Here is a 25343-nt window from a genome sequence, read left to right on the forward strand (position 1 = left end):
CACACTAATTCAGTTGAACAAGCCGTAGAAGAATAGACGGATGCTATCCCACATGCGACGGAAGATACCACCCTCTTCGACGCCATCCAGAGCGATCAGGTCAGCGCTGTGCACCACCTTGTCGTCCAGTTTGACTTCGACTTTACCGATCACGTCGCCCTTGGCGATTGGCGCAACCAGTTGCGGGTTCATGGTCATGCTGGCAGCGAGCTTTTTCAGCTGGCCTTTGGGCAGGGTCATGGTCAGGTCTTCAGCCAGGCCGGCCTTGACTTGATTGGTGCTGCCCTTCCAGACAGGGGCCTGAGCCAGCTCGGCGCCTTTCTGATAGAAGGTCTGGGTTTCGAAGAAACGGAAACCGTAGGTCAGCAGCTTCTGGGTTTCCGACGCACGTGCCACTTCGCTGTTGGTGCCGAACACCACGGCGATCAGGCGCATGCCATCACGTACGGCCGAAGACACCATGCAGTAGCCGGCTTCGTCGGTGTGGCCGGTTTTCAGACCGTCGACAGTCTTGTCGCGCCACAGCAGCAGGTTACGGTTAGGTTGCTTGATGCCGTTCCAGAAGAACTCTTTCTGCGAGTAGATCGCATAGTGAGCCGGGTCTTCGTGGATGATCGCGCGAGCCAGCACAGCCATGTCGTGAGCCGACGAGTAGTGCTCAGGGTTCGGCAGACCGGTCGGGTTCATGAAGTGGCTATTGGTCATGCCCAGGTCGGCCACGGTTTTGTTCATCATGTCGGCGAACGCGTCTTCGCTGCCGGCGATGTGCTCGGAGAGCGCAACACTGGCGTCGTTACCCGACTGAATGATGATGCCGTGCAGCAGGTCGCTGACGGTCACTTGCGAACCGACCTTGATGAACATCCGCGAACCGCCGGTGCGCCAGGCGTTTTCGCTGACGGTCACCGGGTCGTTTTCGCCGATCTGGCCGCGACGGATTTCCAGGGTCGCGATGTACGCGGTCATCAGCTTGGTCAGGCTGGCAGGCGGCAGACGCTGGTCACCGTTGTTCTCGACCAGCACGTTGCCGCTGCTGGCATCCATGAGCACATAGGCTTTGGCGGCCAGTTGTGGCGGCGACGGCATCATCTCGACCGCGAAAGCGGCAGGCGAGAGGAGCAGCGGGACTAGAAGGCACAGGCGTTTGGCAAAGGTGGTGATGTTCATCCGTCTCTCGAAATCGCTAATGGAAACTGCCCGAAGGCAAAACTAATCAGACAGCCTTCTAACGAGCTGTCGCGTGTTCAGTCGTTCACTCAGTACCCTTGCCGGGCTTTTGTTCTTCAACGAGCCAACAACCAGGTCCACCCCTCAAAACCGCAAGTGAACCGTCAATCAAGTACTACGTATTACTCGGCGGTGACCACGCTCGGCGAACCGAGATTGGCCAGGCGCACGCTGTTCTGCACTTGCTGGATTTCACCCGGCGAGCCGATCGGCCCCAGGCGCACCCGATGCAGTGTCTGTTGATTGCGCACGATCGAGCTGATGAACACCGGAGCGCTCACCATCCCGCTGAGCTTCGATCTCAGGAGTTCTGCAGCGTCCGGGTTGGCGAACGCGCCCACCTGCAGATACTGGCCAGAGGCTGGTACAGAAGCGTTTTTTTTTGCATCGATCTGCACGGGTACAACGGCCGCGGCGTGTTGCTGCGGCGGAGGCGTCCATTGCTCGACCGTGCCGGCCGATGCGGTAATCGTCGGGGCGGCATTTTGCGCTACTTGTGGCTCGTTGAGCATCAAAGGCGCCGGACGGCCTTTGGCCGCCCACCATTGCTGCGGGTCGATGCCTTCGACCTTGACCCGTGCGGTGCCGGTTTCGGCGTAGCCGAGTTTCTTCGCGGCAGCGTAGGACAAGTCAATGATGCGATCCGAGTAAAACGGCCCGCGATCGTTGACCCGCAAAATCACTGACTTGTTGTTGTCCAGGTTGGTCACCCGAACGTAACTCGGCAGTGGCAAGGTCTTGTGAGCGGCGCTCATGCCATACAGGTCGTAAACCTCGCCATTGGCGGTGTTCTGGCCGTGGAACTTGGTGCCGTACCAGGACGCCGTGCCCGAGGCGACGTAGGTCTTGGATTCTTGCAGCGGGAAGTAAGTCTTGCCCAGCACGGTGTACGGGTTGGCCTTGTAAGGCCCGGTGTGCAGGGTCGGCGTGGCATCCGGGATGCGCGATACGTCGACGTCCCACCACGGTGCGCCATCTTTGTGGGCGCGGTTGATGTCCAGCCCCGGCGTCGAGCGCACGGCGGTGGATGATTTCTGCGACGGTGCGCGGCTGGTCGAACAACTGGCGACCAGCACTGCCAACGCGGCGAATGCCATCAGCTTCAGGGGTTTATTCATAGGCAATGCCCGCATTACTTGACGCCCCGTGCTTGGACCAGCTGTTCAGACAGTTGATGTACTGCCATGGCGTACATCACGCTGCGGTTATAACGCGTGATTGCGTAAAAATTCGTCAGGCCCATCCAGTATTCAGGGCCATTGTCACCTTCCAGGCGGAATGCCGTGACCGGCATATCATCGCGCAGCGCATCATGACTTGACCACCCTAGAGCCCGCAACTCCCCGACGGTTTTAGTCGGTTCGATGCCGGTGGTCAAACCTTCGTCGACCTGATCGCCACGCACATCGGCTCGGCTGACCACCGGTTCGCCGGCCACCCAGCCGTGACGCTTGAAATAACTGGCGACGCTGCCGATTGCATCGTCCGGATTGGTCCAGATATTAATGTGGCCGTCACCGTCGAAGTCCACCGCATAGGCGCGGAAACTGCTCGGCATGAACTGTGGCAAGCCCATCGCCCCGGCGTAGGAGCCTTTGAGGGTCAATGGATCGACCTGCTCTTCCCGGGCCAGCAACAGGAATTCACGCAATTCCTTGCGGAAGAATTCAGCACGGGGAGGATAGTCGAAACCCAGGGTCGACAAGGCGTCGATTACCCGGTAATTGCCAGTATTACGACCGAAAAAGGTCTCAACGCCGATGATCGAGACAATCACCTGAGCCGGTACGCCATATTCCTGCTCGGCACGGGCGAGTACCGCCTCGTGCTGCCGCCAGAAATCCACGCCGCGGGCGATGCGCGCGTCGGTGATGAACATCGGGCGATATTCTTTCCACTGCTTGACCCGTTCGGCGGGCTTGGAGATCGCGTCCAGAATCGACTGCTTGCGCTCGGCTTCGCGGAACACGCCCATCAGCTGTTCACCGGCAAAACCGTAGTCGCGGGTCATTTCACCGACGAAGCCGGCCACCTGGGGTGAGCCTTCGTAATCGCCGGCCAACGCGTCCTGCGCTGTGCCAAGGATGCTTACCAGGCCGACCCATGGCGCGTATCGAGTCGCCCAGCCACGCATTACTTGCATTGAAATCTTCACCTTATTCAAACCTGTGCGATCCACTTGCGATGGGTATGGATCGACATCAAAACCCCAAACGCTGACAGCAGCGTTACCAGCGAAGTTCCTCCGTAGCTAATGAACGGCAACGGCACCCCTACAACCGGCAACAGGCCACTGACCATACCGATGTTGACGAAAACGTAAACAAAAAACGTCATGGTCAGGGCGCCCGCGAGCAGTTTGCCGAACAATGTCTGGGCCTGGGCGGTAATCACCAGCCCGCGACCGATCAACAGCAGGTAAATCAGCAGCAGTGCGCAGATGCCCACCAGGCCGAACTCTTCACCCATCACCGCAATAATGAAGTCGGTGTGGCTTTCCGGCAGGAAGTCCAGGTGCGATTGCGTGCCCAGCAGCCAACCCTTGCCGAACACGCCGCCGGAACCGATGGCGGCTTTTGACTGAATGATGTTCCAGCCGGTGCCCAGCGGATCGCTTTCCGGGTCGAGGAACGTCAGGATTCGTTGCTTCTGGTAGTCGTGCATGATGAAAAACCACATCCCCACGGCCACCGGCACAGCGGCGGCCAGCACGCTGATGATCCAGCGCCAGCGCAGCCCGCCCATGAACAAAACGAATGCGCCACCCGCCAGGATCAGCAGCGAAGTGCCGAGGTCTGGCTGACGCACGATCAGAATGAACGGCAAACCGATCAGGAACAGACTGACGCCCACATGCTTGAGCTGAGGCGGCAAGGTACGCTTGGACAAGTACCAGGCGATGGTTGCCGGCATCAGGATCTTCATGAACTCCGAAGGCTGGAAGCGGATCACCCCCGGAATGTTGATCCAGCGCGTGGCGCCCATGGCGTTGTGACCCATGACGTCCACCACCACCAGCAACAGCACGCCGACGACATAAGCGACCGGCACCCAACGGGCCATGAAGCGCGGCTCGAACTGGGCGATGACGATCATCGACACCAGGCCGATGCCGAACGAAGTAGCTTGCTTGGCCAGCAGGTCCCAGCTCTTGCCGCTGGCCGAATACAGCACGAACAGGCTGCCGGCGGCGAGGGTCAGCAGCAGGATCAGCAGCGGTCCGTCGATGTGCATGCGTTGCAACAGCGTCGCACGGCGACGCATCACATCCTCGCTGGAGAGGATGCGATCGAAATTACTCTTCACGGGCCGTAGCCTCCGCACTGATAGGGCTGGCGTATTCGGCTTTCAGTCGGCCGTCCTGGTCGAGGAGCCAGGCGTCCATGACTTGACGCACCACAGGCGCGGCGACGCCGGAACCGGACTCGCCGTTCTCGACCATCACCGACACCACGATTTTCGGGTCGTCGGCCGGCGCGAAGCCGACAAACAAGGCGTGGTCGCGATGACGTTCCTGAACCTTCGAGCGGTCGTACTTCTCGCCCTGCTTGATTGCGACCACCTGGGCGGTACCACTTTTGCCGGCGATCCGGTATTGCGCGCCGATCGAAGCCTTGCGCGCCGTACCGCGCGCACCGTGCATCACTTGCTGCATGCCGTGGTTGACCCGGGTCCAGTCGGACGGATCGCGCAGGATGATGTCCGGCATCGGATTTTCATCCTTCGGCCGCTCGCCTTCGACGGTCTTGGCCAGGTGCGGACGGTTCCACACGCCTTTGTTGGCCACCAGCGCCGTGGCCTGGGCCAGTTGCAGCGGCGTGGATTGCATGTAGCCCTGACCGATCCCGAGAATCAGCGTTTCACCCGGGAACCAGGCCTGGCGCCGGGTCGCGCGCTTCCACTCACGGGACGGCATCAGCCCCGGCGACTCTTCGAACATGTCCAACGAGACCTTTTGGCCGATGCCGAACTTGCCCATGTAGGCCGACAAGCGATCAATCCCCAGCTTGTGGGCCAGGTCATAGAAGTAGGTGTCGTTGGACCGCATGATCGCCGTGTCCAGATCGACGTAGCCGTCACCGGTACGGTTCCAGTTGCGATACTTGTGATCGTAATTGGGCAGCATGTAGTAGCCGGGGTCGAAGACCCGGGTCGACGCGGTGACAACGCCCGAGTCCAGGCCTGCAATGGCCACCGCTGGCTTGATGGTCGAACCCGGTGGGTAAAGACCACGCAGCACGCGGTTGAACAGCGGCCGGTCGATGGAATCACGCAGTTCGGAATATGCCTTGAAGCTGATGCCGGTCACAAACAGGTTCGGGTCGAAACTCGGCTGACTGACCATTGCCAGCACTTCACCGGTTTTCGGGTCCAGCGCGACCACCGCACCACGGCGACCGCCGAGTGCCGCTTCGGCCGCTTCCTGCAACTTGATGTCCAGGCTCAGGACGATGTCCTTGCCGGGAATCGGATCGGTACGCTTGAGCACCCGCAGAACACGGCCTCGTGCGTTGGTTTCAACTTCTTCGTAACCCACCTGGCCATGCAGCTCGGGCTCGTAGAAACGCTCGATGCCGGTCTTGCCGATGTGGTGGGTGCCGCTGTAATTGACCGGATCGAGAGACTTCAGCTCTTTCTCGTTGATCCGCCCCATGTAACCCACCGAGTGCGCAAAGTGCGCGCCCTGCGGGTAATGCCGCACCAGCTGCGCAACCACTTCCACACCCGGGAGGCGGAACTGGTTCACGGCGATGCGGGCGATCTGCTCTTCGGTCAGCTCGAACAGGATCGGCACCGGCTCGAATGGCCGACGCCCCTGGCGCATGCGTTTCTCGAAGATCACCCGATCCTCGGGCGTCAGCTCCAGCACTTCGACGATCACGTCGAGCACTTGCTGCCAGTCGCCGGAACGCTCGCGGGTCATGCTCAGGCTGAAGCTGGGCCGGTTGTCGGCCACCACCACGCCATTGCGGTCGAAGATCAATCCGCGGGTCGGCGGAATCGGCTGCACATGGACGCGGTTGTTTTCCGACAGGGTCGAGTGGTACTCGTACTGGATCACCTGGAGGAAATACAGGCGAGCGATCAGCACGCCGATCAGCACCACCACTGCAATAGCCCCGAACACGACGCGGCCACGCACCAGACGGGCGTCTTTTTCGTGGTCCTTGATGCGGATCGGCTGGGACATGAGGCAGAACTACTTGTGGTAAGGGTGACCGGACAGAACTGTCCAGGCACGGTACAGCTGTTCGCCGATCAGAATCCGCACCAGCGGGTGCGGCAACGTCAACGGTGACAACGACCAGCGCTGATCGGCCCGCGCACAAACTTCCGGCGCCAGCCCTTCGGGGCCGCCGACCATGAAATTCACCGTCCGCGAGTCCAGCCGCCAGCGATCGAGCTCGACCGCCAACTGCTCGGTGCTCCAGGGCTTGCCGTGGACTTCGAGGGTGACAACGCGCTCGTTCGGCCCGACCTTGGCCAGCATGGCTTCGCCTTCCTGACGGATGAAGCGTGCCACGTCGGCGTTCTTGCCACGGGTGTTGAGCGGTATTTCCACCAGTTCCAGCGCCAGCTCGGACGGAAGACGCTTGGCATATTCATGCCAGCCTTCTTCCACCCACTTGGGCATGCGTGAACCGACGGCGATCAGTCGCAGTCGCACAGCAATCCCTTACAGCTGGTCTTTGTTGAGCTTGGTGAAATGCTCGTGGGTGTTTTCCGGGCTGTGATGCGCAGCGCTGGCCGAACGGCTCTGCTCTGCACCGGCCCACAGGCGCTCCAGGTCGTAGAACTGGCGAGCCGAGGCGGTCATCATGTGCACGATGACATCGTCCATATCCAGCAGGACCCAGTCGCTGTCGCCCTTGCCTTCTTCACCCAAAGGCTTGACGCCCTGGGCTTTGACGGCTTCGCGGACCTTGTCCAGCATGGCGCCGATCTGGCGGTTGGACGTACCGGTAGCGATGATCATGAAGTCAGTGATGCTCTGCTTTTCACGAACGTCGATGACCTGGATGTCCTGGGCCTTCACGTCTTCCAGGGCTGCCACGGCAACCTTGACCAGCGCTTCGCCAGCCAGCTCAGGGCCGGTTGGCGCTTCTACTGGCAGCGGGGCGCTCTTGAATGTGCCTTTGCGCTTTACTTTAGCTACGTCTTTGTCAGTCATATAAAACTCGTTTTGCTCGTATGTTCGGGCGCTTCGCTACACGCATTCACGTGCCTTGAAGCGCACCCTTTTTCAGTTCGACGCACGGTAAAGTCCGTGCGCATCGATGTAGGCCAGGACCGCGTCGGGCACCAGGAAACGTACCGACTTACCGCTGGCCAGCAGTTGACGGATCTGGGTGGCGGATACCGCGAGCGGCGTCTGCCAGACGAATGCAATCTGTCCGCTCGGCCCTTTAAGGGCCAGCGGGTCGCTCACCGAGCGCGCTGCCAGCAGGTTGCGCAAGGCATCCGGCGGTTCGCTGTCGGCATCCGGGCGTTGCAGCACCAGGATGTGGCAATGCTGGAGCAACTCTTCCCAGCGGTGCCAAGTGGGCAGGCCGCAAAATGCGTCCCAGCCCAAAAGTAGAAAAACCTGGTCTTCAGCGGCCAGTTCGGCGCGCATCAGTTCCAGGGTGTCGATGGTGTAGGACGGCTTGTCCCGCTGCAATTCGCGGGCGTCCACCACCAACGGCGCCACACCGGCCACCGCGCACTCGACCATCGCCAGACGATCCTTCGCCGACACCTGCGGCGTACCGCGATGAGGCGGCCTGGCACTCGGTGTCAGGCGTAACTCGTCGAGCCCCAGCGCTTCGGCGACTTCCAGCGCACCGCGCAAATGGCCGATGTGCACCGGGTCGAACGTCCCGCCCAGCATGCCGATACGTCGAGGCGCAGGTTCGCTGGTGGTTACCGGGGCCGACGGATTAAGGTCGCCCAAGTCAGACCGACGCCTGGCCGCGCAACTGGCCATCACCGACCACGATGTACTTCTCGCAGGTCAGACCTTCGAGACCCACCGGGCCGCGGGCGTGCAGCTTATCAGTAGAAATGCCAATCTCGGCACCCAATCCGTATTCGAAGCCATCAGCGAAGCAGGTCGGGGTGTTGATCATCACCGACGACGAATCGACTTCCGCGACGAAACGCCGGGTGTCCGCAAGGTTTTCGCTGACGATCGAATCGGTGTGATGGGAGCCGTACTTATTAATGTGCTCGATGGCCTGGTCCAGCCCGTCGACCACGCGGATCGAGAGGATCGGTGCCAGGTATTCGGTGTGCCAGTCTTCTTCTGTGGCCACTGCGGCATCGATGATCGCCCGAGTGCGCTCGCACCCCCGCAGTTCAACGCCTTTCTCGCGGAACTGGGCAGCCATCGATGGCAGGAAATCTTTGGCAACGGTTTGATCCACCAACAGCGTCTCCATCGCACCGCAAATGCCATAACGGTAAGTCTTGGCATTGAAGGCAATACGCTGGGCCTTCGGCAGATCAGCGTGGGCACTGACGTAAACGTGGCAGATACCGTCCAGATGCTTGATCACCGGCACGCGCGCATCACGGCTGACGCGTTCGATCAGGCCACGGCCGCCACGGGGCACGATGACGTCGACGTATTCAGGCATGGTGATCAGCGCGCCAACGGCGGCACGGTCGGTGGTTTCGACCACTTGAACCACGGCGGCGGGCAGATCGGCTTCGGCCAGGCCGCGCTGGATGCAGGCGGCGATGGCACGGTTGGAATGAATCGCTTCGGAACCGCCGCGCAGGATGGTCGCGTTACCGGACTTCAGGCACAGGCTGGCGGCGTCGATGGTCACGTTGGGCCGGGATTCGTAAATGATCCCGATCACGCCCAGCGGCACACGCATCTTGCCGACCTGAATCCCCGACGGACGGAAGCTCATGTCGCGAATGGCTCCGACCGGGTCCGGCAACGCTGCAACCTGGCGCAAACCGACGATCATGCCGTCGATACGCTCCGGGGTCAGCGCCAGACGTTCCAGTAGCGCAGGTTCCAGGCCATTGGCTCGACCAGCCGCCAGATCCAGCTCATTGGCGGCCGTCAGCTCGGCACGCGCGGCATCCAGCGCATTGGCAGCCGCCTGCAAGGCGCGGTTTTTCTGCGCGGTGCTGGCACGGCCGATGATGCGCGACGCTTCACGGGCGGCGCGACCCAGGCGGGTCATGTAGTCGAGAACGGACTCAGTCATTGTCTGCTGTGATCTTGGCAAAGATGAAAGCGGCAGATTATAGCTGTCGCGTCCCCTGACTAACAGCGGTGACGGGCGGATGGTCGAAATGGAGGGCAATTTGCCGACGTTCAGCCGTGATTAAGCTGCAAATTGTTATCATCACGACTCAATCAGCTTTGATAAATGCCGTTCATCATGTCCAACCTGACTGTTCGTGCGACCGATGCGAGCCTGCCCACCGGGCTCCCGGACGCATTTTTCGACCGGGATGCGCAAACGCTGGCCCGGGATTTACTTGGCAAAGTCATCCGGCATCGGGTCGGTGAACTGTGGCTCAGCGCCCGGATCATCGAGACCGAAGCCTATTACTTCGAAGAAAAAGGCAGCCATGCCTCTCTCGGCTACACAGAAAAGCGTAAGGCTTTGTTTCTGGATGGCGGCCACATCTATATGTATTACGCACGGGGCGGCGATTCCCTGAATTTCAGCGCTCAAGGTCCGGGCAATGCGGTTTTGATCAAATCCGCTTATCCGTGGGTCGATGAGTTGAGCGGCCCGGCTAGCCTGGCGCAGATGCTGCTGAACAATCCCGACGCCCAGGGACGCCCTCGCCCGTCGCAAAAACTCTGTGCCGGGCAAACGCTGTTGTGCAAGGCGCTGGGTTTGAAGGTGCCGGTCTGGGACGCCAAGCGTTTTGATCATGAAGTGCTGCTGGTGGAGGATGTCGGCCCGGCACCGGGCCACATTATTCAAACCACACGCTTGGGTATTCCCCATGGGCGCGATGAGCATCTGATGTACCGCTTCGTAGATGCGGCTTACGCGCCGTATTGCACGCGGAACCCGCTGCGACGGGGGCAAGTCGAAGGTCGCGATTATTTTTTGCTGACCTGAATAATTGTGCCCCCCTGTAGGAGCGAGCCTGCTCGCGATGGTCTCCAGAACGCTGCGTTTATCCAGACGGCACGCGTTATCGTTAACGACCATCGCGAGCAAGCTTGCTCCTACAGGGGGGGGGCCGCGGTGTTTTGAAGATTGATTATTCAATGGAGTTGTTTTTATGGGCCCATGGCTCGATAGCGTGACCGGATGGCTGACGGTCAACCCGCAATGGCTGGCTGCGGCGGTGTTCATCGTGGCCTTCGTGGAATGCCTGGCGATTGCCGGACTGATCGTACCCGGCACGGTGTTGCTGTTTGCCGTCGCCGTGCTGGCCGGCAGCGGTGCACTGTCGTTGAGCGAAACCTTGCTGCTGGGATTCGTCGCCGGCGTGCTGGGCGATATCGTTTCCTACTTTGTTGGGCGACATTTCCATCAGAACATCCGGCGCCTGCCCGGTCTGCGCCATCACCCGGAGTGGATCGCCGGTGCCGAGGCTTACTTCCAGCGCTACGGCATCGCCAGCCTGCTGGTCGGGCGATTCATCGGGCCACTAAGGCCGATGCTGCCGATGGTCGCCGGGATGTTTGACATGCCGTTCCCGCGCTTCGTCGCCGTCAGCCTGCTGGCCACTGCCGGTTGGAGTGTTGCCTACCTGCTGCCCGGCTGGGCCACGGGCGCGGCGATTCGCTTGCCATTACCGGAAGGTTTCTGGCCTGAGGCCGGGATCGTCGCCGGCAGCATCGCCGTGATGATCGGCCTGAGCGCAACCAGCAGCCTGCGCCGTCATCGCAAGGCCACGATACTGATCGCCAGCATGAGCTTGTTGATTCTGGCCGGATTGTTTATCGGCTACCCGCACCTCACCGCTCTCGACCAAGGCTTGATGACGCTGGTGCAGGAACACCGCAGCCCGATGCTCGATGAAGTCGCCGTGACTTTCACCCTGATCGGCGAGTTCCGCAACATGCTGCTGTTCAGCGCCCTGCTCACCGTTTTGCTGCTGCTGACCCGGCAATGGCGCCAAGCGATTTTCGCCGGCAGCACGCTGCTCGTCACCGCACTCGGCAATACGCTCACCAAACACTTTTTCGCCCGGTTGCGCCCGGAAGTCCTGAGCGACCCGCTTACCAGCTACAGCATGCCCAGCGGCCATGCCTCAGGCTCTTTCGCGCTGTTTCTGACGCTCGCCGTGCTGGCCGGTCGCGGACAACCGCCAAGGATGCGCCTGACCTGGTTGCTGCTAGGTTGCCTGCCGGCGCTGGCGATTGCCTTGTCACGCGTGTACCTGGGCGCGCACTGGCCAACGGATGTGCTGGCCGGCGCCATGCTGGCGGCGTGCGTGTGTGCGGCGAGCCTGGGGTTGAGTCAGCGCCAGACGCCGCTCAACGCCATGCCACCCAAAGTCTGGTGGCTGGTGTTGCCGGCAATGGCGGTGTTATTCGGCTTCTTTGCGTTGCGGCATTTGCCGCACGCGATGTTGCGGTATGCCTATTGATCGAACACAAAAAGCCCGAGCATTGCTCGGGCTTTTTTATCCAGCGAAATTGTTCAAGTACGTCGAGCTTCGCGTTTTTCGATCAGTGCATCCGCGGCATCGACGGCAGCCTGAGCAGCGACTTCATAATTGAATCGCTGTTGACTCTTCAGCACTACCAGCATGACCTCAACGGCGCATTGATCCCAGATAGCCTGTTTTTGTGTTGCGTCGGAATCCATCTACATCTTCCTTTTCAAGTGCGAACCCACTTCCTGTGGGCAGACTTGAAACTATGCGCATCCGTTGCTTCCGACAATGCTGGCCTGAGGCCCAAACTGCTACCAAATGCGTTCATCAGTCCTTCGCTCTCAAGCGAACAACTCACCCTGTAATTCATCGAGCAGCGCCTGGATCGCATCCAGTCGTTGCTGCGGATCGTCGAGTTGCAGCAGGTCGATCTTGTCCACCTCGGCGAATGGCAGCAGGTACGCCAACTGATTGGCCAGCGACTGTTGCCCGGTCGCTTCGGTGCCCATGTTCAGCGCTTCGACCATCGGGTGTTCGGCCAGGGCCTTGAGCAGTGCGACGAGATCGGCATCCTCATCCTGCAAGGGTTGCTCTGGCTCGTCTTCCAGCCACTCGACCTCGGCGACGGTCAACTGATCGCGCTGAACCTCGGTGCGCAACACGTGAAAACGCCGCCCGCCCTGCACCCGAATGCCCAGCAGGCCATTGTCCTGCTGCTTGAAATCGGTGATCAGCGCCTCACACCCGACCAGCGCATAACCTGACGGGGCGATGCCGACCTCTTCACCCTCCAGGATGCACACCACGCCGAAGCCGCCGCCCTGTTTCATGCAGCGACCAATCATGTCCAGGTAGCGCGCCTCGAAGATCTGCAAGTCGAGGATGCAGCCCGGAAACAGCACCGTATTCAGCGGGAAAAGCGGCAAGCTCATAGACATTTCCTTACACCACCATCGACACCGCCAACGGCAGGAACACCGCCGTGGCCACGCCCATCAGACTCATCGCCAGCGCCGCGAAGGCGCCGCATTCTTCACTTTCCTGCATCGCCACGGCCGTGCCCACCGCATGGGCGGTCATGCCCAGCGCCATGCCGCGCGCCTCGGGGCTGTGGACGCCGAGCCGGTTCAGCAGGCTCGGCCCAAAGATCGCCCCGATCACGCCGGTGATCAACACAAAAACCGCCGCCAGCGCCGCGACGCCGCCGATCTGTTCGGCCACCAGCATGGCGATCGGCGAGGTCACCGACTTCGGCGCCATGGTCATCAGGATCATGTGCTCTGCACCAAACGACCACCCGAGCAACACGCCCATGCCGGTGGCAATCACGCCACCTATCACCAGCGTAGTAAATATCGGCCAGAACAACTGCCGAATCCGCCGCAGGTTGAGGTAAAGCGGCACGGCCAGCGCAACGGTGGCCGGGCCGAGCAAAATGCTGAGGATCTCGGTGCTCTTGCGGTACTCGGCGTAGGTCAGGCCGCAGCCGACCAGCACGCCAATGACCAACAGCATGGAGACCAGCACCGGCTGCAGAAAAATCCAGCGGGTTTTCTCGAACGCCGCCAACACCAGCTGATAGGCGCCGAGGGTGATGCCGATGCCGAACAACGGATGATGAATCACCGACACCCAGGCGCCCTGCCAGTCGAAGATCATTGCGAGTCCTCGCGGTGCGCGTGGCGTTTGACCATGCGCTGCATCAGCACACCGGCGAACGCCATGGACAGCAGCAGCGACAACACCAGTGCACCGACGATGGCCCAGAAGTCCGCGGCAATGTCCTTGGCGTAAACCATCACGCCCACGGCCGGCGGCACCAGCAGCAATGGCAGGTAACGCAGCAGGCTGCCGGCCGCCAGGCTCAGCGGTTCGCCGACCTGGCCACGGCTGATCAGGAACACCAGCAGAAGCAGCAGGCCAATGATCGGCCCCGGCAGCACCGGTAAAAACAAATGGTTGATGGCGGTGCCCAGCAATTGGAACAACACCAGCCAGGTCAGGCCACGTAACAACATCCGTCCTCTCCCCCGAAAAATCGCGCCCGGCATTATAAGCATGCCAACGCTATAGACCGGCATTCGCCAAAAGCATGGTCAGTTGACCGGAGCAATTTGCCATGTTGATCTAAAGTGGTAATCCGGGAGGTCAAATCCCCCCACCTCAAAACTATAAAACCGATGAACCCAAGGAGAGTCTCAATGCCCTATGTTCCAGTTGCAGAGCTCAAAGATTATGTCGGCAAGGAACTTGGACGTTCCGAATGGCTAACTATCGATCAGGAGCGCATCAACCTGTTCGCCGAAGCCACTGGAGACTATCAGTTCATCCACGTCGACCCGGTCAAAGCCGCGCAAACGCCATTTGGCAGCACCATTGCCCACGGTTTCCTGTCGCTGTCGCTGATCCCGAAACTGATGGAAGACATCCTCATCCTGCCTGAAGGCTTGAAGATGGTGGTCAATTACGGCCTCGACAGCGTGCGGTTCATTCAGCCGGTCAAGGTCAATTCGAAAGTGCGCCTCAAGGTCGATCTGACCGAAGTCACCGAGAAGAAGCCCGGCCAATGGCTGCTCAAGGCCACCGCCACGCTCGAGATCGAAGGTTCGGACAAACCGGCCTATATCGCCGAGCCACTGTCGCTCTGCTTCGTGTAAACCCTCCCGGATGCGAAGCAGCTCACGCTGTTTCGCGACCTCTCTCTATATCTCAGTCATAGAGCTGCGGCATACTCGGTCGCCTAATTGCCCGGATCCCGCTATGCGCTCACTTGCACTCATTGCCCTGACCCTGATGCTCACCGCTTGCGGCGACAGCGAATCGCTGTTGCCGCCCGATGCGCGCCTGCCGGACGGCGGCCGCTATCGCGGAGACCTGGTCAACGGATTGCTGCAAGGCCAGGGTCGCGTCGATTACCCGAACGGCAGCTGGTACGCCGGCAGTTTCGACAAGGGCCAGTGGCACGGCCAGGGCGAATGGCACGGCAGCAACGGCGAGCTGTATCGCGGCAATTTCAACCTGGGGCTGTTCGACGGCCAGGGCACGCTGACCACCAGCGGCAGCAGCTACACCGGCGGCTTCAAGGCGGGTCGGCGCGAAGGCGAAGGCACCCTCAAAGAAAACGGCATGACCTACCGCGGCGAATTCAAGGCCGATCAATATTCGGGGCTCGGCCGCTTGGAGCTCGAAGACGGCAGCTCGTATCAAGGCCAGTTCGCCCATGGCAAACCCAACGGCGAAGGCCAGCGTGGCGACGCCAGCGGCAATCAGTTCACCGGGCATTTCAAGGACGGTCAACTGGAAGGCAACGGGACATTCAACAGCGCTGAAGGCGACATTTACGTCGGCAGCTTCAAGAACAACCAACTGCACGGCAAGGGCCGCTACGAAAACGCCGACGGTGATGTCTGGCTCGGCCAGTTCAAGGAAGGCTCGCTGAATGGCAAAGGCGAGTTGATCGGCGCCGACGGCAGTCACTACATCGGCCAGTTCAGCGACTGGCGCTTCACCGGTCAGGGTCGACTGAACCTTTCAGATGGCAGTTTCTACATCGGCCAGTTCGACAGCGACAGTTATCAGGGACGCGGCACGCTGGTGCTGACCGATGGCACCGTGCAGAGCGGCACCTGGGCCAACGGCCAGCGAGTACGCGATGCCGACGGCAAGCTGTTGCCCGACAGCCTTGAACTCGGCTTGCTGGCCCAGGGCCGCTTGCTCGAAGACGCGCTGGCCAATGTGCCGGCTTCGACCCCGGCGATCGAGTTGTACACCTTGACCGTCGGCGGTGACGGCAAGCAGAGCGTGTTCCTGCGTGAATCCGATTACGTCAGCAACATGCTCACCAGCCGTTTCGGTGCGTTTGGCCAGATCCGCCTGGTGAACCATCGCGACCACCTCGTCGACCGGCCGATGGCCACCCGGGAAAACCTGCGCCGTGCGGCGCTGACGCTGGCCGAGCGCAGCGGTCCGGAAGACCTGATCTTCATCTACCTGACCAGCCACGGCACCAGCGAGCACGAACTGGTGCTCGACCAGCCACGCATGGAGCTGTCCGACCTGCCGGCCAACGAACTCGGCGCCGTGCTCGCCCCACTGAAAAACCGCGACAAGATCATCGTGATTTCGTCTTGCTACTCCGGTGGTTTCATCCCCGCCCTCAAGGACGAACGCACCCTGATCATGACCGCGTCGCGCGCCGACCGCGTGTCCTTCGGGTGCTCGGAAGAAGCCAACTTCACCTACTTCGGCGACGCGTTGTTCGCCCAGGCACTGAACCAGACCGACGACCTGGAACAAGCCTTCAAGCTGGCCAAGGCCTCCGTGGCCGAGCGTGAACTGGCGGACAGCTTCGAAGCCTCTGAACCGCAAATCTGGGCGCCGAAAACCGTTCTCTCCCATTGGCAGCTGTTACGCAAACAGCAGGCACGAAAAGCGCTACAAAGTGTCTCTAACGACAGCAAGGACGCAAAGAGCAACTAAGCTGATCAGTATCAAGGGGGACATATTATGTACTTGACGCCTCAGCACGTATTGCTTGCCGGAGCTACCGGGTTAACCGGTGAACACTTGCTTGATCGCCTGCTCAACGAGCCCACGATCACGCGCGTATTGGCCCCCTCACGTCGGCCGCTGGCCGAGCATCCGCATCTGGAAAACCCGGTCGGCGACCCGGCGATGTTCCTGCCGCAACTTAGCGGTCGCGTCGACATCGCCTACTGCTGCCTCGGCACCACGATCAAGCAGGCCGGCTCGGAAGCGGCGTTCCGCGCGGTCGACCTCGACATGGTAGTGGCCTTCGCCAAACGGGCGCGGGAAATGGGTGCGCGACACTTGATCGTGATCAGCGCCCTGGGGGCCGATCGCAGATCCTCGGTTTTCTACAACCGGGTCAAAGGCGAGATGGAGTACGCATTGCGCGCACAAAACTGGCCACAGCTGACCATTTGTCGACCTTCGGTGTTGCTGGGTGAGCGCCTCGAACCGCGTCTGGCCGAGCAGGTCGCCGGTCCGTTGTCCCGCTTGATCCCCGGCAAATACCGCGGCATCGAAGCTTGCCAACTGGCCAGGGCGATGTGGCGACTGGCGCTGGAAGAACAGGATGGGATACGGATTGTCGAGTCGGATGAGTTGAGGAAGCTAGGCAAGTAATTTGTTGAGTCAGGGATGAACCATCGCGAGCAGGCTCGCTCCCACATTTGATCTGTGTCGCTCACAAATCCAATGTGGGAGCGAGCCTGCTCGCGATAGAGCGCGAAGCGCTCTCCTACAATCCACCCGTCGCCTGAAAACTCACGCCGATCACCGTCAACACCGACAACGGCAACAGCAGCGTATCAAGCAACGCGCTGGCCGGCAGATCGACACCCGGATAGCTAGGCGCCTCTGCCCCAAAACGATCCATCGCACAGCAACCGCCATTCAGAGCGTACAAATCCAGGCGCGTCCCCGCATACACCACCGGCGCCCCCGGTTTGGCAGCATCCAGCGTGCGTGCCGTGGCGCACCCCGCCAGTTGCAGCGCCAGCACAATCGTCAGCAGCTTATTCATCGCTGGTCAGATGGTGTTCGCCCCAACGCGGCAGCATGTCTTGTGGAATGTTCAGCAGGTTGAGAATCCGCGCCACCACGAAATCGATCAGGTCATCGATGGTCTGCGGCTGATGATAGAAGCCCGGCGACGCAGGCAAAATGGTCACGCCCATGTTCGACAACTTGAGCATGTGCTCCAGATGAATGCTCGAATACGGCGCTTCACGCGGCACCAGAATCAGCTGGCGACGCTCCTTCAGCGTGACATCGGCGGCGCGCTCGATCAGGTTGTTACAGGCACCGGTGGCAATGGCCGACAACGTGCCGGTCGAACACGGCACGACCACCATCGCCGACGGCGCACCGGAACCCGAGGCTACCGGCGACATCCAGTCTTCCTTGCCGTACACCCGAATCTGCCCGGCGGCAGCGCCGGTGTACTCGGTGAGGAAGGCCTGCATCATTTGGGTTTTCGGCGGCAGCGTGACGTCAGTCTCGGTGGCCATCACCAGTTGCGCAGCCTTGGAAATCAGGAAGTGCACCTCGCGGTCTTCGCGGATCAGGCAGTCCAGCAGGCGCAAACCGTACTGGGCGCCCGAAGCGCCGGTCATCGCCAGCGTGATGCGTTCCGGGCCGTTGTTCATTGCAGCGCCTCGGCGAGTTTGCCGTGCAGGCCGCCGAAGCCGCCGTTGCTCATGATCACCACGTGAGTACCGGGCTGGGCCTGGCTCTTCACGCGTTCGATGATGCCTTCCAGCGAGTCGCTGACAATCGACGGCACCGTGCACAGCGCCGCCGTTGCGCCCAGATCCCAACCGAGGTTGGCCGGTGCGTACCAGATCACCTGATCGGCATCGACCACGCTTTCCGGCAAGCCGTCGCGGTGCGCGCCGAGCTTCATGGAGTTGGAGCGCGGCTCGATGATGGCGATCAGCGGCGCGTCGCCGATGCGTTTGCGCAGACCGTCGAGGGTCGTGGCGATGGCCGTCGGGTGATGGGCAAAGTCGTCATAGATGGTAATGCCGCGAACCTCGGCGACCTTTTCCATCCGGCGCTTCACGCTTTTGAACGCGCTCAACGCGGCAATGCCCATCGACGGCACAACACCGACATGCCGCGCTGCTGCCAGGGTGGCCAGTGCGTTGGCAACGTTATGCTGGCCGGTCATGTCCCACTCGACCACGCCTTGAGCGACGCCTTCGAACATCACTTCGAATTTCGAACCGTCTTCGCTCAGCAGTTTGACCTGCCACTGACCACCGGCGCCGGTGGTTTGCACCGGGGTCCAGCAGCCCATCTCGATCACGCGCTGCAACGCCGGCTCGGTGGTCGGATGGATCACCAGACCTTCGCTCGGGATGGTCCGCACCAAATGGTGGAACTGCCGCTCGATGGCCGGCAGATCAGGGAAGATGTCAGCGTGGTCGAACTCCAGGTTGTTCAGGATCGCCGTGCGCGGGCGGTAGTGAACGAACTTGGAGCGCTTGTCGAAGAACGCACTGTCGTACTCGTCGGCTTCGATCACGAAGAACGGCGTGCCGCCCAGACGCGCCGACACCGAGAAATTCTGCGGCACGCCGCCGATCAGGAAACCGGGGCTCATGCCCGCGTGTTCCAGCACCCAGGCCAGCATGCTGCTGGTGGTGGTTTTGCCGTGCGTACCGGCGACGGCCAGCACCCAGCGGCCTTGCAACACGTGATCGGCCAGCCATTGCGGACCGGAGACGTAAGGCAGGCCTTTGTTCAGTACGTATTCAACAGCCGGGTTGCCGCGGGACATGGCGTTGCCGATGACCACCAGATCCGGCGCCGGATCGAGCTGCGCGGGATCATAACCTTGGGTCAGTTCAATGCCCTGCGCCTCAAGCTGAGTGCTCATCGGCGGATAGACGTTGGCATCGGAGCCGGTCACGTGATGGCCCAACTCTTTGGCCAGAACCGCCATCGAACCCATGAAAGTGCCGCAGATACCAAGAATATGAATGTGCATTAGTCGACCTCGTAAAACATGGCCGCAGGTTAGCGTAGGGAGGCGAAAATCGCACCTTTGTTTCGTGTCAGCCTCTGTAGGAGCCCGGCTTGCTGGCGATGGCGTCCTTTAAATCGCCATCGCCGGCAAGCCGGGCTCCTACAGGTCCGGCGTTTTAACCGAAGAATGGGAAACGCCCCCATTCTTGTAGGAGCCGGCTTGCAGGCGATGACGTCCTTGAAATCGCCATCGCCGGCAAGCCGGGCTCCTACAGGTCCGGCGTTTTAACCGATGAACGGGGAGCGCCCCCATTCTTGTAGGAGCCCGGCTTGCTGGCGATGGCGTCCTTGAAACCGCCATCGCCAGCAAGCCGGCTCCTACAGGTCCGGCGTTTTAACCGAAGAATGGGAAACGCCCCCATTCTTGTAGGAGCCGGCTTGCCGGCGATGGCGTCCTTGAAACCGCCATCGCCAGCAAGCCGGCTCCTACAGGTTTGCATTCACCGGGCGATGCCGTGTTTACGCAGCTTTCTATAGAGGGTGTTACGGCTGACACCCAGCTGCTCGGCGGTATGGGTCATGTGCCAACGGGTTTGCTCCAGCGCATTCAGCAACGCCAGGCGCTCGGCATCATCCAGCGGATGTTCGCAAGGCGGTTCGACGGCAACAACCGGCACCGGCCTGGCCTGTCGAATCATCGCCGGCAAATCCTCCAGCCCGATCCGCCCGCCATCACACAACGCCGCCAAGGTGCGCAGCACGTTGCGCAGTTGCCGCACGTTTCCGGGCCAGGCAAAACCCAGCAACGCCTGGCGGGCGGGCTCATCAATCAGCACCGTCTCCCCGCCCGCCTCTTCCGCCAGCAGGAAGTCGAGCAACTGCGATTTGTCACTGCGTTCGCGCAACGCCGGCAACGCAATCTCCAACCCATTGAGCCGGTAATACAAATCCTCGCGGAAGCTTCCGTCCTGCACCCGCTCCAGAAGATTACGGTGAGTCGCGCTGATGATCCGCACGTTGACCGCCTCCGGCTCGCCGCCAATCGGCACCACTTGCCGATCTTCCAGCACTCTTAATAGCCGGGTCTGCAACGCCAGCGGCATGTCGCCGATTTCATCGAGAAACAAGGTCCCGCCATCCGCCTGCTGCAACTTGCCCCGCATGCCTTCCTTGCGTGCGCCGGTAAAGCTGCCGCCGCGATAGCCGAACAATTCGCTCTCAATCAGGCTTTCCGGGATGGCCGCGCAGTTCAGCGCGACAAAGGCTTTTTCGGCCCGCTGACTGGCCTGATGCACCGCTTTGGCGAAGGCCTCCTTGCCGGACCCGGTTTCGCCATTGATCAACAGCGGCACATCCCGTTCGAACACACGCAAGGATTTGCGGAAATCTTCCTGCAAACCCGCATCGCCCAGACAAATGCCCGACAGGCGCGCAGGTTCGGCAACGACCCGACTGGTCACTACCGGCACCGGAATGCTGCGCGGCTGACCGCGCAACACGGCAAACAGGCCGCGCCCGTCACGTGCGCGCAACGGCCAACTGGCGCTGGCATTCACACTCGCGCGGCCCAGCAACTCATCCAGCGAGCAATCGAAAAACGCCTCGACCGGTTTGCCCAGCAGCCCGCCACGACTATGCCCCAGCAGGTTCAGCGCGCTCTGATTGACCGCGCTGATCCGACCTTCGCCGTCGAACGCCAGCAGCCCTTCGCTGAATAGTCCGACGGATTCCGCCTGCAGGTGAAAACGCAGCAACCATTGATTGTCGAAGTAACGCAGGAAATAGCAGCTCTCGATCATCTTCGCCGACAGATTGACCAGGGCCATGGTGTGGAACTGACTTTGCCGCGACACCTCGTGCCGCGCCGAGGACACGTCGAGCACCGCCAGCAGTTCGCCATGCGGATCGAACACCGGGCTCGCCGAGCAAGTCAGGCCAGTGTGGCGTCCGCGAAAATGTTCGTCCTGGTGAATGGTCAGCGACTGACGCTCCACCAGGCAGGTGCCAATGCCATTGGTGCCTTCACAGGCTTCGCTCCAGTCGGCACCGAGCCAGAGGCCAGCGCGTTCGAAAATCTTCCGCTCGGCGGGTGCCGTCACACAATTGAGGATCACCCCGCGCGCATCCGTCAGCAACACCGCATGGCCGGCGCCGGACAGCTGCTGATGAAGACTGCTCATTTCATTGCCGGCGATGTGCAGCACTTGCTGCAAGCGTTCGCGGCTTTCGAGGACACGACCATGCTCCAGCACCGTCGGCGCCATGGTCAGGGCCGGGTCGAGGTGATAGTCCTCAAGACAACGCAGCCAGGAACGGGCGATGGACGGATCGCTGCCGGGACCGTGCAGGTGAGATTTCCCCTGGGTCACGGTCAGCACTTGCTGGGCATGGCGACTCAAATGGTTGTCGTGCATTTCTTATTATTCTCCCCGTGCGGTTTGCACCCCCTGTAGGAGCTGCCGCAGGCTGCGATCTTTTGATTTTGTTTTTCAAGATCAAAAGATCGCAGCCTGCGGCAGCTCCTACAGGTCATGCCGAGCATCCTCCAGCCTAGCCCGCATTGCAATGCTGGCAAGACCGGTCAGTCACAGCTTGTGCCACAAGCGGTACAAACTGTCACGGGGGCTGTACCGAAAGCGTCACAGCCGCCATCCATCCGTCCGACAAAAAACGCGCAAGGCCTTGATTTTCCTAGCTCACAGGGCAGTGGCCCGACCTTTGCTCTACGCTTATAGCAAGCGCACATGCGCCTCTCTAATAAGTACAAAAGCCAAGGAGAAAACATCATGCGTTACGCTCACCCCGGTACTGAAGGCGCTATCGTTTCGTTCAAAGCCAAATACGGTAACTACATCGGCGGCGAGTTCGTCGCGCCTGTCAAAGGTCAGTACTTCACCAATACCTCGCCAGTGAATGGCCAACCGATTGCCGAATTCCCGCGCTCCACGGCTGAAGACATCGACAAAGCCCTGGACGCTGCCCACGCCGCTGCCGATGCCTGGGGCGCCACGTCCGCTCAGGCGCGCTCGCTGGTGCTGCTGAAAATCGCCGACCGCATCGAGCAGAACCTGGAACTGCTGGCGATCACCGAATCCTGGGACAACGGCAAAGCCGTTCGCGAAACCCTCAACGCCGACATCCCGCTGGCCGCCGACCACTTCCGTTACTTCGCCGGTTGCATCCGCGCGCAGGAAGGCAGCGCTGCCGAGATCGACGGCAACACCGTGGCCTATCACATCCATGAACCGCTGGGCGTGGTCGGGCAGATCATCCCGTGGAACTTCCCGATCCTGATGGCCGCGTGGAAACTCGCCCCGGCGCTGGCGGCGGGTAACTGCGTGGTGCTCAAGCCAGCAGAACAAACGCCGCTGGGCATCACCGTGCTGGTCGAGCTGATCGGCGACCTGCTGCCACCTGGTGTGCTCAACATTGTTCAAGGCTTCGGCAAGGAAGCCGGCGAAGCGCTCGCCACCAGCAAACGCATCGCCAAGATCGCCTTCACTGGTTCGACCCCGGTCGGCTCGCACATCATGAAATGCGCTGCCGAAAACATCATTCCGTCCACCGTGGAGCTGGGTGGCAAATCGCCGAACATCTTCTTCGAAGACATCATGAAAGCCGAACCGTCCTTCATCGAGAAAGCCGCTGAAGGCCTGGTGCTGGCATTCTTCAACCAGGGCGAAGTCTGCACCTGCCCGTCCCGCGCGCTGGTGCAGGAATCGATCTACGACGACTTCATGAAAGAGGTGATGAAAAAAGTCCTGTCGATCAAACGCGGCGACCCGCTGGACACCGACACCATGGTCGGCGCCCAGGCGTCCGAGCAGCAATTCGACAAAATCCTTTCGTACCTGGAAATCGCCAAGGGCGAAGGCGCCGAGCTGCTGACCGGCGGCAAAGTGGAAAAACTCGAGGGCAGTCTGGCGACGGGTTATTACATCCAGCCAACCCTGCTCAAGGGCACCAACAAAATGCGTGTGTTCCAGGAAGAAATCTTTGGCCCGGTGGTGAGCATCACCACGTTCAAGGACGAAGCCGAAGCCCTGGCCATCGCCAACGACACCGAGTTCGGCCTCGGTGCCGGCCTGTGGACCCGTGACATCAACCGCGCCTATCGCATGGGCCGCGCCATCAAGGCCGGTCGCGTGTGGACCAACTGCTATCACCTGTACCCGGCGCACGCCGCGTTCGGTGGCTACAAAAAGTCCGGCGTCGGTCGTGAAACCCACAAAATGATGCTCGATCACTATCAGCAGACCAAAAACCTGCTGGTGAGCTACGACATCAATCCGTTGGGCTTCTTCTAACCCCGCGCGAAACCGCGTAACGGCCTTCGCGAGCAAGCTTCGCTCCTACAGGATCACGCCGTGCCTGTAGGAGCGAGGCTTGCCCGCGAAGGCATCCTTAAACACACCGAAAATCACTGCCCTGCCGCTCTGGCACGGGCTTTGCGTGCCCGCTCCACACCAAAAATCAGTTTCCGAAAGTCCAACAGATCAAACAATAAAAAAGACAGCGAGGACTTATGACTTCTTCCACACAGCTCAAACCCACACTCGGCACCCTGCACTTATGGGGCATTGCCGTCGGCCTGGTGATTTCCGGCGAGTACTTCGGCTGGAGTTACGGCTGGGGCACCGCAGGCACTCTGGGTTTCCTCGTCACCGCCCTGATGGTGGCGACGATGTACACCTGTTTCATCTTCAGTTTCACCGAATTGACTACCGCCATCCCCCACGCTGGCGGGCCCTTTGCCTACAGCCGACGGGCTTTCGGCGAGAAAGGCGGCTTGATTGCCGGCATTGCCACGCTGATTGAATTCGTCTTTGCGCCGCCAGCCATTGCCATGGCCATTGGCGCTTATCTGAACGTTCAATACCCGGAACTTGACCCCAAGATTGCCGCCGTTGGCGCCTATTTTGTGTTCATGACGCTCAACATCCTCGGCGTCAGCATCGCCGCCACGTTTGAACTGGTGGTGACCGTGCTGGCCGTCGCCGAGTTGCTGGTGTTCATGGGCGTGGTCGCGCCGGGCTTCAGTTTCAGCAACTTCGTGCTCAACGGCTGGTCGGGTTCGAACGAGTTCACCATTGCCTCAATCCCCGGCATCTTTGCGGCGATCCCGTTTGCGATCTGGTTTTTCCTCGCGATTGAAGGCGCGGCAATGGCAGCAGAAGAAGCCAAAGACCCGAAACGCACGATTCCCAAGGCGTACGTCAGCGGCATTTTGACGTTGGTGTTCCTCGCAATCGGCGTGATGGTGATGGCCGGCGGCGTGGGCGACTGGCGTCAATTGTCGAACATCAACGACCCGCTGCCTCAGGCGATGAAAGCCGTGGTCGGCAACAATTCGACCTGGATGCACATGCTGGTCTGGATCGGCCTGTTCGGGCTGGTGGCGAGTTTCCACGGGATCATTCTCGGCTACTCGCGTCAGTTCTTCGCCCTGGCCCGGGCCGGCTACCTGCCACGTTCGCTGGCCAAACTGTCACGTTTCCAGACCCCACACCGGGCCATTCTGGCCGGCGGCGTGATCGGCATCGCGGCAATCTACAGCGACGGCCTGGTCAACCTGCAAGGCATGACGCTGACGGCAGCGATGATCACCATGTCGGTATTCGGTGCCATCGTGATGTACATCATCAGTATGCTGAGCCTGTTCAAGCTGCGTAAGACCGAGCCGAACCTGGAACGCAGCTTCCGCGCGCCGGGTTACCCGATCGTGCCGGGAATTGCGCTGTTCCTGGCCGTGGTGTGCCTGGTGGCGATGGCGTGGTTCAACCCGCTGATCGGCTGTGTGTTCCTCGGCTTCATGGCGGCCGGGTATTTGTATTTCCAACTGACCGCCAAGCAGCGCTTCGATGCGCCAGCGGATGCGATGCTTGAAGGCGCCTGAACTGCACCGGCGCCGGGCGCACGCCCTGTTTGAGTGCGCCCGTTTCCTGTAGGAGCGAGGCTTGCCCGCGAATGCGGTGTGTCATTTGCATAGATGCTGACTGACCCACCGCATTCGCGGGCAAGCCTCGCTCCTACAGGATTAGCGG

Annotated in this window: 24 protein-coding genes; 7 read left to right on the forward strand and 17 right to left on the reverse strand. The window is 60.9% G+C overall.

The features are described 5' to 3' along the window. Window positions 1-9 precede the first annotated feature (9 nt). The 9 genes from KGB24_RS00305 to KGB24_RS00345 form a co-directional block, all read right to left on the reverse strand. Window positions 10-1167 (reverse strand): D-alanyl-D-alanine carboxypeptidase family protein, encoded by a 1158-nt coding sequence (locus KGB24_RS00305; RefSeq protein ID WP_008035100.1) that lies wholly within the window; start codon window positions 1165-1167, stop codon window positions 10-12. Window positions 1168-1349: 182 nt separating this feature from the next. Continuing rightward, window positions 1350-2360, reverse strand: coding sequence for a septal ring lytic transglycosylase RlpA family protein (locus tag KGB24_RS00310; RefSeq protein WP_008035099.1), 1011 nt, complete (start codon window positions 2358-2360; stop codon window positions 1350-1352). Continuing rightward, on the reverse strand, window positions 2360-3370 hold the full coding sequence (gene mltB, locus KGB24_RS00315; protein ID WP_008035098.1) for a lytic murein transglycosylase B: 1011 nt from the start codon (window positions 3368-3370) through the stop codon (window positions 2360-2362). The genes KGB24_RS00310 and mltB overlap by 1 nt, the downstream gene beginning before the upstream one ends. A 17-nt stretch (window positions 3371-3387) precedes the next feature. After that, complete coding sequence (rodA, locus tag KGB24_RS00320; RefSeq protein WP_050550375.1) at window positions 3388-4491, reverse strand: rod shape-determining protein RodA; 1104 nt, start codon at window positions 4489-4491, stop codon at window positions 3388-3390. Between the two features lie 31 nt (window positions 4492-4522). Then, the gene (gene mrdA, locus KGB24_RS00325; protein ID WP_223414468.1) at window positions 4523-6418 is read right to left on the reverse strand and encodes a penicillin-binding protein 2; all 1896 of its coding nucleotides are present in this window, start codon (window positions 6416-6418) and stop codon (window positions 4523-4525) included. Window positions 6419-6427: 9 nt separating this feature from the next. Then, window positions 6428-6895 carry a 23S rRNA (pseudouridine(1915)-N(3))-methyltransferase RlmH gene (rlmH, locus tag KGB24_RS00330; RefSeq protein WP_007937439.1) on the reverse strand — a complete coding sequence of 156 codons (468 nt, stop codon included), beginning with the start codon at window positions 6893-6895 and terminating at the stop codon, window positions 6428-6430. A gap of 9 nt (window positions 6896-6904) precedes the next feature. Continuing rightward, window positions 6905-7399 (reverse strand): ribosome silencing factor, encoded by a 495-nt coding sequence (gene rsfS / locus KGB24_RS00335; RefSeq protein ID WP_008035092.1) that lies wholly within the window; start codon window positions 7397-7399, stop codon window positions 6905-6907. 72 nt (window positions 7400-7471) lie between these two features. Next, on the reverse strand, window positions 7472-8161 hold the full coding sequence (gene nadD / locus KGB24_RS00340; RefSeq protein WP_263287351.1) for a nicotinate-nucleotide adenylyltransferase: 690 nt from the start codon (window positions 8159-8161) through the stop codon (window positions 7472-7474). A 1-nt stretch (window position 8162) separates the two neighbouring features. Beyond that, the gene (locus KGB24_RS00345) at window positions 8163-9434 is read right to left on the reverse strand and encodes a glutamate-5-semialdehyde dehydrogenase (protein WP_008035088.1); all 1272 of its coding nucleotides are present in this window, start codon (window positions 9432-9434) and stop codon (window positions 8163-8165) included. 177 nt (window positions 9435-9611) lie between these two features. On the opposite strand from KGB24_RS00345, the gene KGB24_RS00350 reads away from it, so the two are divergent. Next, window positions 9612-10310 (forward strand): DNA-3-methyladenine glycosylase, encoded by a 699-nt coding sequence (locus tag KGB24_RS00350; protein ID WP_032829223.1) that lies wholly within the window; start codon window positions 9612-9614, stop codon window positions 10308-10310. Between the two features lie 166 nt (window positions 10311-10476). Beyond that, window positions 10477-11793 (forward strand): bifunctional DedA family/phosphatase PAP2 family protein, encoded by a 1317-nt coding sequence (locus tag KGB24_RS00355; protein WP_223414469.1) that lies wholly within the window; start codon window positions 10477-10479, stop codon window positions 11791-11793. A 53-nt stretch (window positions 11794-11846) separates the two neighbouring features. On the opposite strand, the gene KGB24_RS00360 is transcribed toward KGB24_RS00355, so the two are convergent. The 4 genes from KGB24_RS00360 to KGB24_RS00375 form a co-directional block, all read right to left on the reverse strand. Next, window positions 11847-12014 carry a hypothetical protein gene (locus KGB24_RS00360; protein ID WP_008035083.1) on the reverse strand — a complete coding sequence of 56 codons (168 nt, stop codon included), beginning with the start codon at window positions 12012-12014 and terminating at the stop codon, window positions 11847-11849. A gap of 129 nt (window positions 12015-12143) precedes the next feature. After that, window positions 12144-12734 (reverse strand): LON peptidase substrate-binding domain-containing protein, encoded by a 591-nt coding sequence (locus KGB24_RS00365; protein WP_008035081.1) that lies wholly within the window; start codon window positions 12732-12734, stop codon window positions 12144-12146. Between the two features lie 10 nt (window positions 12735-12744). Beyond that, on the reverse strand, window positions 12745-13461 hold the full coding sequence (locus KGB24_RS00370) for an LrgB family protein (RefSeq protein WP_008035079.1): 717 nt from the start codon (window positions 13459-13461) through the stop codon (window positions 12745-12747). Continuing rightward, entirely contained in the window at window positions 13458-13820 is a 363-nt protein-coding gene (locus KGB24_RS00375; protein WP_008044533.1) for a CidA/LrgA family protein, read from the reverse strand. The genes KGB24_RS00370 and KGB24_RS00375 overlap by 4 nt, the downstream gene beginning before the upstream one ends. Window positions 13821-14003: 183 nt before the next feature. Here KGB24_RS00375 and KGB24_RS00380 point away from each other — a divergent pair, with 183 nt between their 5' ends. From KGB24_RS00380 to KGB24_RS00390, 3 genes are all read left to right on the forward strand, one after another. Further along, window positions 14004-14459 (forward strand): MaoC family dehydratase, encoded by a 456-nt coding sequence (locus tag KGB24_RS00380; protein WP_008035756.1) that lies wholly within the window; start codon window positions 14004-14006, stop codon window positions 14457-14459. A gap of 103 nt (window positions 14460-14562) precedes the next feature. Continuing rightward, window positions 14563-16281 (forward strand): C13 family peptidase, encoded by a 1719-nt coding sequence (locus tag KGB24_RS00385; protein WP_223414470.1) that lies wholly within the window; start codon window positions 14563-14565, stop codon window positions 16279-16281. Between the two features lie 27 nt (window positions 16282-16308). After that, window positions 16309-16950, forward strand: coding sequence for an oxidoreductase (locus tag KGB24_RS00390; RefSeq protein ID WP_008042977.1), 642 nt, complete (start codon window positions 16309-16311; stop codon window positions 16948-16950). Between the two features lie 115 nt (window positions 16951-17065). Here the strand turns inward: KGB24_RS00390 and KGB24_RS00395 are convergent, their stop codons facing one another. The 4 genes from KGB24_RS00395 to KGB24_RS00410 all read right to left on the reverse strand — a co-directional run bounded on the left by KGB24_RS00395 (window position 17066) and on the right by KGB24_RS00410 (window position 21713). Continuing rightward, window positions 17066-17350, reverse strand: coding sequence for a YceK/YidQ family lipoprotein (locus KGB24_RS00395; protein WP_008035760.1), 285 nt, complete (start codon window positions 17348-17350; stop codon window positions 17066-17068). Beyond that, the gene (gene ubiX / locus KGB24_RS00400; protein WP_008035761.1) at window positions 17343-17975 is read right to left on the reverse strand and encodes a flavin prenyltransferase UbiX; all 633 of its coding nucleotides are present in this window, start codon (window positions 17973-17975) and stop codon (window positions 17343-17345) included. The genes KGB24_RS00395 and ubiX overlap by 8 nt, the downstream gene beginning before the upstream one ends. Continuing rightward, window positions 17972-19321, reverse strand: a complete 1350-nt coding sequence (gene mpl, locus KGB24_RS00405) for a UDP-N-acetylmuramate:L-alanyl-gamma-D-glutamyl-meso-diaminopimelate ligase (protein WP_223414471.1) — start codon at window positions 19319-19321, stop codon at window positions 17972-17974. The genes ubiX and mpl overlap by 4 nt, the downstream gene beginning before the upstream one ends. A 478-nt stretch (window positions 19322-19799) precedes the next feature. Next, window positions 19800-21713, reverse strand: coding sequence for a sigma-54-dependent Fis family transcriptional regulator (locus KGB24_RS00410; RefSeq protein WP_008042979.1), 1914 nt, complete (start codon window positions 21711-21713; stop codon window positions 19800-19802). A gap of 372 nt (window positions 21714-22085) precedes the next feature. Between KGB24_RS00410 and KGB24_RS00415 the strand changes: the two genes are divergently transcribed. Both KGB24_RS00415 and eat read left to right on the forward strand, forming a co-directional pair. Continuing rightward, window positions 22086-23606 (forward strand): aldehyde dehydrogenase family protein, encoded by a 1521-nt coding sequence (locus KGB24_RS00415; RefSeq protein WP_008035766.1) that lies wholly within the window; start codon window positions 22086-22088, stop codon window positions 23604-23606. A 218-nt stretch (window positions 23607-23824) separates the two neighbouring features. Next, window positions 23825-25195: an ethanolamine permease gene (eat, locus tag KGB24_RS00420; RefSeq protein WP_008035770.1), complete on the forward strand. Its 1371-nt coding sequence runs from the start codon at window positions 23825-23827 to the stop codon at window positions 25193-25195. Window positions 25196-25343 lie beyond the last annotated feature (148 nt).

It is taken from the genome of Pseudomonas sp. BF-RE-25 (assembly GCF_019956105.1).
GTDB classification, from domain to species: Bacteria; Pseudomonadota; Gammaproteobacteria; order Pseudomonadales; family Pseudomonadaceae; genus Aquipseudomonas; species Aquipseudomonas migulae.

Bases quoted from the DNA above. Each gene is read 5' to 3' on its own strand.
- KGB24_RS00305 (WP_008035100.1), bottom strand. From the start codon at position 1,167: ATGAACATCACCACCTTTGCCAAACGCCTGTGCCTTCTAGTCCCGCTG.
- KGB24_RS00310 (WP_008035099.1), bottom strand. From the start codon at position 2,360: ATGCGGGCATTGCCTATGAATAAACCCCTGAAGCTGATGGCATTCGCC.
- mltB (WP_008035098.1), bottom strand. From the start codon at position 3,370: ATGCAAGTAATGCGTGGCTGGGCGACTCGATACGCGCCATGGGTCGGC.
- rodA (WP_050550375.1), bottom strand. From the start codon at position 4,491: ATGCGTCGCCGTGCGACGCTGTTGCAACGCATGCACATCGACGGACCG.
- mrdA (WP_223414468.1), bottom strand. From the start codon at position 6,418: ATGTCCCAGCCGATCCGCATCAAGGACCACGAAAAAGACGCCCGTCTG.
- rsfS (WP_008035092.1), bottom strand. From the start codon at position 7,399: ATGACTGACAAAGACGTAGCTAAAGTAAAGCGCAAAGGCACATTCAAG.
- KGB24_RS00345 (WP_008035088.1), bottom strand. From the start codon at position 9,434: ATGACTGAGTCCGTTCTCGACTACATGACCCGCCTGGGTCGCGCCGCC.
- KGB24_RS00350 (WP_032829223.1), top strand. From the start codon at position 9,612: ATGTCCAACCTGACTGTTCGTGCGACCGATGCGAGCCTGCCCACCGGG.
- KGB24_RS00355 (WP_223414469.1), top strand. From the start codon at position 10,477: ATGGGCCCATGGCTCGATAGCGTGACCGGATGGCTGACGGTCAACCCG.
- KGB24_RS00360 (WP_008035083.1), bottom strand. From the start codon at position 12,014: ATGGATTCCGACGCAACACAAAAACAGGCTATCTGGGATCAATGCGCC.
- KGB24_RS00365 (WP_008035081.1), bottom strand. From the start codon at position 12,734: ATGAGCTTGCCGCTTTTCCCGCTGAATACGGTGCTGTTTCCGGGCTGC.
- KGB24_RS00370 (WP_008035079.1), bottom strand. From the start codon at position 13,461: ATGATCTTCGACTGGCAGGGCGCCTGGGTGTCGGTGATTCATCATCCG.
- KGB24_RS00375 (WP_008044533.1), bottom strand. From the start codon at position 13,820: ATGTTGTTACGTGGCCTGACCTGGCTGGTGTTGTTCCAATTGCTGGGC.
- KGB24_RS00380 (WP_008035756.1), top strand. From the start codon at position 14,004: ATGCCCTATGTTCCAGTTGCAGAGCTCAAAGATTATGTCGGCAAGGAA.
- KGB24_RS00385 (WP_223414470.1), top strand. From the start codon at position 14,563: ATGCGCTCACTTGCACTCATTGCCCTGACCCTGATGCTCACCGCTTGC.
- KGB24_RS00390 (WP_008042977.1), top strand. From the start codon at position 16,309: ATGTACTTGACGCCTCAGCACGTATTGCTTGCCGGAGCTACCGGGTTA.
- KGB24_RS00395 (WP_008035760.1), bottom strand. From the start codon at position 17,350: ATGAATAAGCTGCTGACGATTGTGCTGGCGCTGCAACTGGCGGGGTGC.
- ubiX (WP_008035761.1), bottom strand. From the start codon at position 17,975: ATGAACAACGGCCCGGAACGCATCACGCTGGCGATGACCGGCGCTTCG.
- mpl (WP_223414471.1), bottom strand. From the start codon at position 19,321: ATGCACATTCATATTCTTGGTATCTGCGGCACTTTCATGGGTTCGATG.
- KGB24_RS00410 (WP_008042979.1), bottom strand. From the start codon at position 21,713: ATGCACGACAACCATTTGAGTCGCCATGCCCAGCAAGTGCTGACCGTG.
- KGB24_RS00415 (WP_008035766.1), top strand. From the start codon at position 22,086: ATGCGTTACGCTCACCCCGGTACTGAAGGCGCTATCGTTTCGTTCAAA.
- eat (WP_008035770.1), top strand. From the start codon at position 23,825: ATGACTTCTTCCACACAGCTCAAACCCACACTCGGCACCCTGCACTTA.